The 8,875-nt window shown below is 65.0% G+C and carries 12 protein-coding genes; 9 read left to right on the forward strand and 3 right to left on the reverse strand.

Features of this window, described 5'->3' with window-relative positions:
* Window positions 1-19: 19 nt before the first annotated feature.
* On the reverse strand, window positions 20-523 hold the full coding sequence (locus tag ABUE11_RS01640) for a TlpA disulfide reductase family protein (RefSeq protein ID WP_367067273.1): 504 nt from the start codon (window positions 521-523) through the stop codon (window positions 20-22).
* 188 nt (window positions 524-711) lie between these two features.
* Between ABUE11_RS01640 and ABUE11_RS01645 the strand changes: the two genes are divergently transcribed.
* From ABUE11_RS01645 to ptsP, 3 genes are read left to right on the forward strand one after another with little or no spacing between them, the layout of a single operon-like run.
* Window positions 712-1,119 (forward strand): PTS fructose transporter subunit IIA, encoded by a 408-nt coding sequence (locus ABUE11_RS01645; RefSeq protein WP_367067275.1) that lies wholly within the window; start codon window positions 712-714, stop codon window positions 1,117-1,119.
* Complete coding sequence (locus ABUE11_RS01650; RefSeq protein ID WP_367067276.1) at window positions 1,116-1,385, forward strand: HPr family phosphocarrier protein; 270 nt, start codon at window positions 1,116-1,118, stop codon at window positions 1,383-1,385. Before ABUE11_RS01645 ends, ABUE11_RS01650 begins: the two co-directional genes overlap by 4 nt.
* Before the next feature lie 22 nt (window positions 1,386-1,407).
* Entirely contained in the window at window positions 1,408-3,180 is a 1,773-nt protein-coding gene (ptsP, locus tag ABUE11_RS01655; protein ID WP_367067277.1) for a phosphoenolpyruvate--protein phosphotransferase, read from the forward strand.
* 87 nt (window positions 3,181-3,267) lie between these two features.
* Here the strand turns inward: ptsP and lipB are convergent, their stop codons facing one another.
* Entirely contained in the window at window positions 3,268-3,957 is a 690-nt protein-coding gene (gene lipB, locus ABUE11_RS01660; RefSeq protein ID WP_367068721.1) for a lipoyl(octanoyl) transferase LipB, read from the reverse strand.
* A 23-nt stretch (window positions 3,958-3,980) separates the two neighbouring features.
* On the reverse strand, window positions 3,981-4,277 hold the full coding sequence (locus tag ABUE11_RS01665; RefSeq protein ID WP_367067278.1) for a DUF493 family protein: 297 nt from the start codon (window positions 4,275-4,277) through the stop codon (window positions 3,981-3,983).
* Between the two features lie 249 nt (window positions 4,278-4,526).
* On the opposite strand from ABUE11_RS01665, the gene ABUE11_RS01670 reads away from it, so the two are divergent.
* From ABUE11_RS01670 to atpA, 6 genes are read left to right on the forward strand one after another with little or no spacing between them, the layout of a single operon-like run.
* Complete coding sequence (locus ABUE11_RS01670) at window positions 4,527-5,015, forward strand: ATP synthase subunit I (RefSeq protein WP_367067279.1); 489 nt, start codon at window positions 4,527-4,529, stop codon at window positions 5,013-5,015.
* Between the two features lie 22 nt (window positions 5,016-5,037).
* Window positions 5,038-5,901: a F0F1 ATP synthase subunit A gene (gene atpB, locus ABUE11_RS01675; RefSeq protein WP_367067281.1), complete on the forward strand. Its 864-nt coding sequence runs from the start codon at window positions 5,038-5,040 to the stop codon at window positions 5,899-5,901.
* 53 nt (window positions 5,902-5,954) lie between these two features.
* The gene (gene atpE, locus ABUE11_RS01680) at window positions 5,955-6,203 is read left to right on the forward strand and encodes a F0F1 ATP synthase subunit C (RefSeq protein ID WP_011803767.1); all 249 of its coding nucleotides are present in this window, start codon (window positions 5,955-5,957) and stop codon (window positions 6,201-6,203) included.
* 37 nt (window positions 6,204-6,240) lie between these two features.
* Window positions 6,241-6,711, forward strand: a complete 471-nt coding sequence (locus ABUE11_RS01685; protein ID WP_367067284.1) for a F0F1 ATP synthase subunit B — start codon at window positions 6,241-6,243, stop codon at window positions 6,709-6,711.
* Between the two features lie 16 nt (window positions 6,712-6,727).
* Entirely contained in the window at window positions 6,728-7,270 is a 543-nt protein-coding gene (locus ABUE11_RS01690; protein WP_367067286.1) for a F0F1 ATP synthase subunit delta, read from the forward strand.
* 44 nt (window positions 7,271-7,314) lie between these two features.
* Entirely contained in the window at window positions 7,315-8,874 is a 1,560-nt protein-coding gene (atpA, locus tag ABUE11_RS01695; protein ID WP_367067288.1) for a F0F1 ATP synthase subunit alpha, read from the forward strand.
* Window position 8,875: the final 1 nt, after the last annotated feature.

Here is an 8,875-nt window from a genome sequence, read left to right on the forward strand (position 1 = left end):
TTGTCGAGGCTGCTCTGTGTCAGGCTTCGGCCAGCAGGCGCTCGATGAGCTTGTGCAGCTCGCCAAAGTCCGGCGCACCCACATAGCTCTTCACGATCTCGCCGCGCTTGTTGACGATGTACGTGGTGGGCGTGAGCTTGACGTCGCCCCAGGCTTTGGCCACGGCGCCGGTGTTGTCGATGGCGACCTTGAACGGCAGCTTGCGCGTCTCGGTGAAGTTGACCACGTAACTCGGCGGGTCGTAGCTCATGGCCACCGCCAGGGTCTCGAAGCCTTGGCCCCTGAACTTCTCGTAGGTGGCGACGATGTCGGGCATCTCGGCCACGCAGGTGGTGCAGCTGGTCGCCCAGAAGTTCACGAGCGTCACCTTGCCCCTGAGATCGGCCGTGGTCTGCTGCGAGCCATCGAGCAGCACGAAGGTCGACTGCGGCGCCTCCGACGTGCCCGAGCCCGACACAATGACTGCACCTACGGCGGCAACCGCTGCGATGGCGCCGGCCGCGAGCCACTGTCTGACTTTCATTCCTGGTTCCTTGCTGTGCGTCGATGAAGGGCGTGGCCCCGGGCGGCCATTGTGCCGCAGGCGCCGAACCACGCCGCTGTGCATGGGATTGGCCCCGCGGCGAAAAAGTTCGCGGCCGCCCGCGCCGCCCCTGGCTCCGGCGCCGGCCCACCGGGTGCGCGGCGATAATGCAGGCCATTGCCGCCACCATGAACACACGCATTCTTCTCATCGCCCATGCCCCGTTGGCCAATGCGCTGCGTGACTGCGCGCTGCATGTGTTTCCCGATTGTGCGGACGATGTGCTGGCCCTCGATGTCGTGGCCCATGAGCCGCCGGAGCAGACGCTGGCCACGGCGCGGGCGTTGCTCGCGCGCGAGGATGCGTCGCCCGTGCTGGTGCTGGCCGACGTGCTCGGCGCCACGCCGTGCAACGTGGCCCAGCGCCTGGTCGACGATGTGCATTCCTGCCTGGTCGCGGGCGTGAACCTGCCCATGCTGCTGCGCGCCGTGTGCTATCGCGCCGAGCCCCTCGAGGCGCTGGCCGCGCGCGCCCTGGCCGGCGCGACCCAGGGCGTGGTGCGCGTGGCGGCGGCCAAACCCAACACTCAGCCATGATCAAGACCACCACCACCATCACCAACAAGCTGGGCCTGCATGCCCGCGCATCGGCCAAGTTCACCAAGCTCGCCGGCGGCTACCCGTGCGAGGTGTGGATGAGCAAGGGCGAGCGCCGCATCAACGCCAAAAGCATCATGGGCGTGATGATGCTGGCCGCCGGCGTCGGCTCGCAGGTCGACATCGAAACCGATGGGCCCCAGGAGCAGGAGGCCATGGATGCCCTGCTCGCGCTGATCGAGGACAAGTTCGGCGAAGGCGAATAGGCAAGCAACGGGCGAGGCGCACATGACCTTCTCCATCCACGGACTGGCCGTCGCACGCGGCATTGCCATTGGACGCGCGGTGCTCGCCGCGTCAGGCCGCATGGAGGTCGCGCATTACTTCATCGAGCCGCACCAGGTTCAGGACGAGATTGCGCGCGTGCGCAATGGCCGCAACGCCGTCATTGACGAGCTGCAGCGCCTGCGTGACGACCTGCCGGCGGACGCGCCCGCGGAGCTCGCGGCGCTGCTGGACGTGCATCTCATGCTGCTGCAGGACGAGATGCTGGTCAGCGGCGTCAAGCACTGGATCACCGACCGTCTCTACAACGCCGAATGGGCGCTGACCACGCAGCTTGAGATCATCAGCCGGCAGTTCGACGAGATGGAGGACGACTACCTGCGCGAGCGCAAGGCCGATCTGGAGCAGGTGGTCGAGCGCATTCTGCGGCGCATGCGGGGCGTGGCCGGCCCGGTGGCGCCGCCGCCCTCGAGCCCGCGCCGCCAGGCCGAGGCCGGCGCCGAGGCCGAATACCTGCAGGGCGATGCCGCCGATGTGCCGCTGGTGCTGGTGGCGCACGATCTGTCGCCGGCCGACATGCTGCAGTTCAAGCGCAGCGTGTTCGCGGGCTTCATCACCGACGTGGGCGGCAAGACCAGCCACACGGCCATCGTCGCGCGCAGCATGGACATTCCGGCCGTCGTCGGCGCGCGCAGCGCGAGTCAGCTCGTGCGCCAGGACGACTGGATCATCGTCGACGGCGATGCGGGCGCCATCATCGTCGACCCTTCGCCCATCATCCTGGCCGAGTACCGCTTCCGCCAGCGCGAGATCGACCTTGAGCGCGAGCGGCTCACCCGGCTGCGCCACACGCCGGCCGTCACGCTCGATGCGCAGGCCATCGAACTGCAGGCCAACATCGAGCAGCCCGGCGATGTCGCGGCCGCGCTGCGTGCGGGTGCCGAGGGCATAGGCCTGTTCCGCAGCGAATTCCTGTTCATGGGGCGTGGCGGGCGCCTGCCCGACGAGGAGGAGCAATACCGCGCCTACCGCGAGGCCGTGGAGGGCATGCAGGGCCGGCCCGTCACCATACGCACCATCGACGTCGGCGCGGACAAGCCGCTGGACAAGGGCCACAAGGACAACTCGCTCAACCCCGCGCTGGGCCTGCGCGCCATCCGCTGGAGCCTGGCCGAGCCGACCATGTTCCGCACCCAGCTGCGTGCCATGCTGCGCGCGGCCGCCCATGGGCCGGTGCGAGTGCTGTTTCCCATGCTGGCCCATGTGAACGAGATCCGCCAGGTGCTGGCCCAGGTGGACCTGGCGCGCGCCGAGCTCGACGCGCGCGGCGTGGCCTATGGCCCAGTGCAGCTGGGCGCCATGATCGAGGTGCCGGCTGCGGCGCTCATGGTCGAGCAGTTCCTGCGCCATTTCGACTATCTCTCGATCGGCACCAACGACCTGATCCAGTACACCCTGGCCATCGACCGGGCCGACGAGGCCGTCGCCGAGCTGTACGACCCACTGCACCCGGCCGTGCTGCGCCTGGTTTCCGACGTGATCGCCGCGGGCGCGCGCCAAGGCAAGAGCGTGAGCGTGTGCGGCGAGATGGCCGGCGACGTCGCCATGACCCGGCTGCTGCTGGGCCTGGGCCTGCGCAGCTTCTCCATGCAGCCGGCGCAGATTCTTGCGGTCAAGCAGGAGGTGCTGCGCGCCGATGTGCGCAGGCTCGCCGACTGGGCGCAGCAGGTGCTGACGGCCGATGAGCCCGCGACGGTGATGAATCCACCGTCATAGTGTGCTATTCATTGAATAGCTTTCGACGCTTGATGGGCGGGCCGTAGAGCCGATTTAGACTTGAAAAGTGCGCCCCGTGGACAAGGCTCAAGGCGCCAGCCGCCGTGCCAGCTGCCGGCCCAGCACGGCGGCCACCTCGTCCCAGCTGCAGTGCACGCCCACCGATGCCATGTCCACGGTTTGCAGGCCCGCGTAGCCGCAGGGGTTGATGCGGGAATAGGGTTCGAGATCCATGGCCACGTTCAGGGCCAGGCCGTGGTAGGTGCAGTGGCGCGCGACCTTGATGCCAAGCGCCGCAATCTTGCCCAGGCCGGTGAACACCGGTTCGGGGCGCCGGCCCCTGTCGCCGTCATCGCCGCGCCTTTGCGGGCGCTGCGCCAGCTGCGCATGGCCGCCGGGATCGTCCAGCCGCACATAGATGCCGGGCGCGCCGTCCACACGGTGCCCCGTGAGGCCGAAATGGCCCAGGGTGCGGATGACGGCGTCCTCCATGCGAAAGACAAATTCCTTCACGTAGTAGCCCGCGCGCTGCAGATCGATGAGCGGGTAGGCCACCACCTGGCCCGGCCCGTGGTAGGTGACCTGGCCGCCGCGATTGGTCTCCACCACGGGGATGGAGCCGGGCGCAAGAATATGGGTATTTTTGCCCGCAAACCCTTGCGTATAAACCGCAGGGTGCTCGCATATCCATAGTTCATCTGGCGTGTCGCCGGCGCGCAGCTCGGTGAAGCGGCGCATGGCCTCCAGGGTCGGGACATAGTCCACGCGCCCCAGCATGCGCAGCTCAGGCGCTGCGCCCTTCACAGCACGACCTTGACCATGGGATGGGAGGTCAGCGCGCGGTAGAGCTCGTCGAGCTGCTCGCGGCTGGTGGCGGTCACGGTGATGGTCACACCCAGGTAGTTGCCGCCGCGGCTGTCGCGCAGCTCCACCGTGGAGGGGTCGAACTCCGGATCGAAGCGGCGTGCCACCTCGATCACGGCATGCACAAAGCCGTTCACGTTGGCCCCCATGACCTTGATGGGAAAGCGCGAGGGGTACTCGATCAGCGAGTCCTTGCGAGGATCGGATGCGGCGGTATCGGAGGGCGTGGTCATGAAGTTGTTGGCCGAGAGAGTTGGGGGGAAGAATGCTTGCGCGTGCGCAGGCCCGTGGGAACTGCAATACCACAGATGCCAAACGACAGACTTGCATCGTCTTTTTGGAGGGGATGCGTTGGTCGGCCACCACAGTGCGTCGCCGCTGCCTGGGAAATCACCGCCAACAATCGCCGTCAACCAAGGGCGCCATTGTGGGCCGGCCGGGTTTGTACCTATAATCAATGGCTTTGTGAGGGTCTTGGATAAGTGGCGCAGCCATCCACCCGCGAGAAAACATCCGCCTCTGAGACTGCATCTGAGGACGAAGGTTCCGACTTCAAGCCCCTGACCGCTGAAGAAGCGCAGGAATGGCGCAGTCGCCAACCGATCGTCTCTGTCTGGCGCATCGTCGGACTGCAGGCGCTGGTGGGGGTGCTGGTGGTGTTGTTGGCCTGGTTACTGACGGGGCGCTCGCAAGTGGCATGGTCCGCCGGATACGGGGCCTTGTCCGTGGTGTTGCCGGCGGCGCTTTTTGCGCGCGGCATGGCGCGCAAGCGTCACTCCGCCGGGGCGGCCATGGTTGGCCTGTTCGGCTGGGAGTTTGTGAAGATTGCTTTGACCGTCGCCATGCTGGCGGCGGCGCCCAGGCTGGTGCCGGGGCTCAGTTGGCTGGCTTTGCTGGCCGGCATGGTGGTAACGATGAAAACGTACTGGGTTGCGCTGCTGGTGCGCCCCGGTGTCCGACGAACTGATTGATATTTGAGAGAAGAGTAGTCCGATGGCAGCAGAAGCGAATGCACCCACCGCCAGTGAATACATCGTTCACCACCTGCAGCACCTGCAGAACGTCAAACAGGGTTTCATTGTTGATTTCAATGTCGTCAACATCGACTCCATCGTCGTCAGCGTCGCGCTGGGCGTGCTGATGCTGCTGATCTTCTGGTCTGCCGCGCGCAAGGCCAGTTCGGGCGTGCCGGGGCGTTTCCAGGCTGCCGTCGAGATCCTGGTCGAGATGGTGGACAATCAGGCCAAGGCCAACATCCACAACGCACAAAGCCGCAAGTTCATCGCGCCGCTGGCGCTCACCGTGTTCGTCTGGATTTTCCTGATGAATGCCATGGACATGCTGCCCGTCGATCTGCTGCCCGTGCTGTGGCAGGGCGCTACGGGCGATCACCACGCCTATCTGCGTGTCGTGCCCACGGCGGACCTGTCCACCACGCTTGGTCTGTCCTCCGCCGTGCTGCTGCTGTGCTTCTACTACAGCATCAAGATCAAGGGTCTGGGCGGCTGGATCCATGAGCTGTTCACGGCGCCGTTCGGCACCAGCAAGAATCCGCTGTTCGCAGCCATCCTCGGCGTGGTCAACCTGGCCATGCAGATCATCGAATACCTTGCCAAGACGGTTTCGCACGGCATGCGACTGTTTGGCAACATGTACGCTGGTGAGTTGGTGTTCATGCTGATCGCCCTGATGGGCGGCGCGGCTGCCATGTCGCTCTCTGGTGTGTTGCTCCCTGTGGGGCACATCATTGCGGGCTCTATCTGGGCGATCTTCCACATTCTGATCATCACCCTGCAGGCCTTCATTTTCATGATGCTGGCGCTGATTTACCTCGGCCAGGCGCATGACGCTCACTGAGCTTTCCCTTTCCTTTCCTTCAACCTTTCTTTCTTTTCAACCTAGGAGTCATCATGGAAAACATTCTCGGCCTCGTCGCTCTGGCTTGCGGTCTGATCGTTGGTCTCGGTGCCATCGGCGCTTCGATCGGTATCGCTCTGATGGGCGGCAAGTTCCTGGAATCGTCCGCTCGTCAGCCTGAGCTGATCAACGAGCTGCAAACCAAGATGTTCATTCTGGCCGGTCTGATCGACGCGGCCTTCCTGATCGGCGTGGCCATCGCCCTGCTGTTCGCTTTCGCCAACCCCTTCGTCCTGGCCTAAGCGCTCCGATCAACGCCCAGAATAGAAAGGTGTTGCCGTGAGTATCAACGCGACCCTGTTCGTTCAGGCCATTGTCTTTCTGATCCTGGTGTGGTTCACGATGACCTTCGTGTGGCCCCCGATCGCGAAGGCACTGGATGAGCGAGCCCAGAAAATCGCCGATGGTCTCGCTGCTGCCGACAAGGCCAAGACCGAGCTTGCCGCCGCCGACCAGCGCGTCAAGCAGGAACTGGCCGCCGCCAGCAACGAAACCGCCGCGCGCCTGGCCGATGCCGAGCGCCGTGCCCAGGCCATCATCGAAGAGGCCAAGGCGCGCGCCACCGACGAAGGCAACAAGATTGTCGCCGCCGCCCGTGCCGAGGCAGAGCAGCAGGCCATTGCCGCGCGTGAGGCCCTGCGTGAGCAGGTGGCCGCACTGGCGGTCAAGGGCGCCGAGCAGATTCTCCGCAAGGAAGTCAATGCTGGTGTCCATGCGGATCTGCTGAATCGCCTCAAGACCGAGCTGTAAACGTAAGGGAGCATTCATGGCTGAACTCGCCACCATTGCCCGCCCTTACGCCGAGGCTCTGTACAAGGCCTGCACCGGAAAGTCTGGTGTGGACCTGAGCGGTGTCTGCGTCTGGGTGGACGAACTGGCGGCGATTGCCGCCGACTCCCAGCTGCGCCAGCTGCTGGACAACCCCAAGGTGACCGCAGAGCAGCTGTTTGGCGTCATCACCGGTGTGGCCAAGACGGCATTGCCCGAGATGGCCAACAACTTCCTGCGCACCCTGATCGACAACGGTCGCGTGCAGGTGTTGCCCGAGATCGCGGCCCAGTTCCGCGCGCTCGTCAATCAGGGCAAGGGTGCGTCGGACGCGATCGTCTACAGCGCCTTCCCCTTGGACGACGGCGCCCTGGCAGAGTTGGCGGTCACGCTGCAAAAGCGCTTTGGCCGCACCCTCCATCTCTCCGTGCAGACGGACGAGTCCCTCATCGGCGGCGTGCGCGTGGTCGTGGGTGACGAGGTGCTCGACACATCGGTCAAGGCCCGTCTGGAACAAATGAAAGCGGCCCTCACCGCCTGATGGCGGTCGAGGTCTGGGCTTATTAAAGAAAGAAGGAAAGAGTCATGCAACTCAATCCCGCAGAAATTTCTGAACTGATCAAGAGCCGCATCGAAGGGCTGGCAGCCAGCAGCGACATCCGCAACCAGGGCACCGTGGTGTCCGTGACCGACGGTATCGTGCGCATCCATGGCCTGTCGGACGTGATGCAGGGCGAAATGCTGGAATTCCCCGCCGATGCCGAGGGTCAGCCCAGCTACGGCCTGGCGCTGAACCTCGAGCGTGACTCGGTGGGTGCGGTGATTCTGGGTGCCTATGAGCACATCTCCGAAGGCGACACCGTCAAGTGCACGGGCCGCATTCTGGAAGTGCCCGTGGGTCCCGAACTCGTGGGCCGCGTGGTCAACGCCCTGGGTCAGCCCATCGATGGCAAGGGTCCGATCAACGCCAAGATGACGGACGTGATCGAGAAGGTCGCTCCCGGCGTGATCGCACGTCAGTCCGTGGACCAGCCTCTGGCCACCGGCCAGAAGTCCATCGACTCCATGGTGCCCGTCGGCCGTGGCCAGCGTGAGCTGATCATCGGCGACCGCCAGACCGGCAAGACGGCCGTGGCCATCGATGCCATCATCGCCCAGAAGGGGCAGGGCGTGACCTGTATCTACGTTGCCATCGGTCAGAAGGCTTCGTCGATCAAGAACGTGGTGCGCGCCCTCGAGCAGGCCGGCGCCATGGAATACACCATCGTCGTGGCCGCATCGGCGTCTGAATCTGCCGCGATGCAGTACGTGTCGGCCTACTCCGGCTGCACGATGGGCGAATATTTCCGCGACCGCGGCCAGGACGCCCTGATCGTGTACGACGACCTGTCCAAGCAGGCCGTGGCCTACCGCCAGGTGTCGCTGCTGCTGCGCCGTCCGCCGGGCCGCGAAGCCTTCCCTGGCGACGTGTTCTATCTCCACAGCCGTCTGCTCGAGCGCGCTGCCCGCGTGAACGCCGACTACGTGGAAGCCTTCACCAAGGGTGAGGTCAAGGGCAAGACGGGTTCGCTGACGGCCCTGCCCGTGATCGAAACCCAGGCCGGTGACGTGTCTGCCTTCGTTCCGACCAACGTGATCTCCATCACGGACGGCCAGATCTTCCTGGAGACCAGCCTGTTCAACGCCGGTATCCGCCCCGCCATCAACGCCGGTATCTCGGTGTCGCGCGTCGGTGGTGCCGCCCAGACCAAGCTGATCAAGGGCCTGTCCGGCGGTATCCGTACCGACCTGGCGCAGTACCGTGAGCTGGCGGCTTTCGCCCAGTTCGCCTCCGACCTTGACGAAGCAACCCGCAAGCAGCTCGACCGTGGTGCGCGCGTGACCGAACTGCTCAAGCAGCCCCAGTACAGCCCGCTGCCCATCAGCCTGATGGCCGCGTCGCTGTTCGCCGTGAACAAGGGCTTCCTCGACGATGTGGATGTGAAGAAGGTGTTGCCCTTCGAATCCGGGCTGCACCAGTTCCTGAAGACCAGCCACGCCGCCCTGTTGGATCGCCTGGAAGCCAACCGCGCCTTCGACAAGGAAGGCAAGGACGAAGCCGAGTTGACGCAAGCCATCACTGCGTTCAAGAAGACCTTCGCCTAAA

The sequence above is a fragment of the Oryzisolibacter sp. LB2S genome, from assembly GCF_040732315.1.
Lineage (GTDB): Bacteria > Pseudomonadota > Gammaproteobacteria > Burkholderiales > Burkholderiaceae_C > Alicycliphilus > Alicycliphilus soli.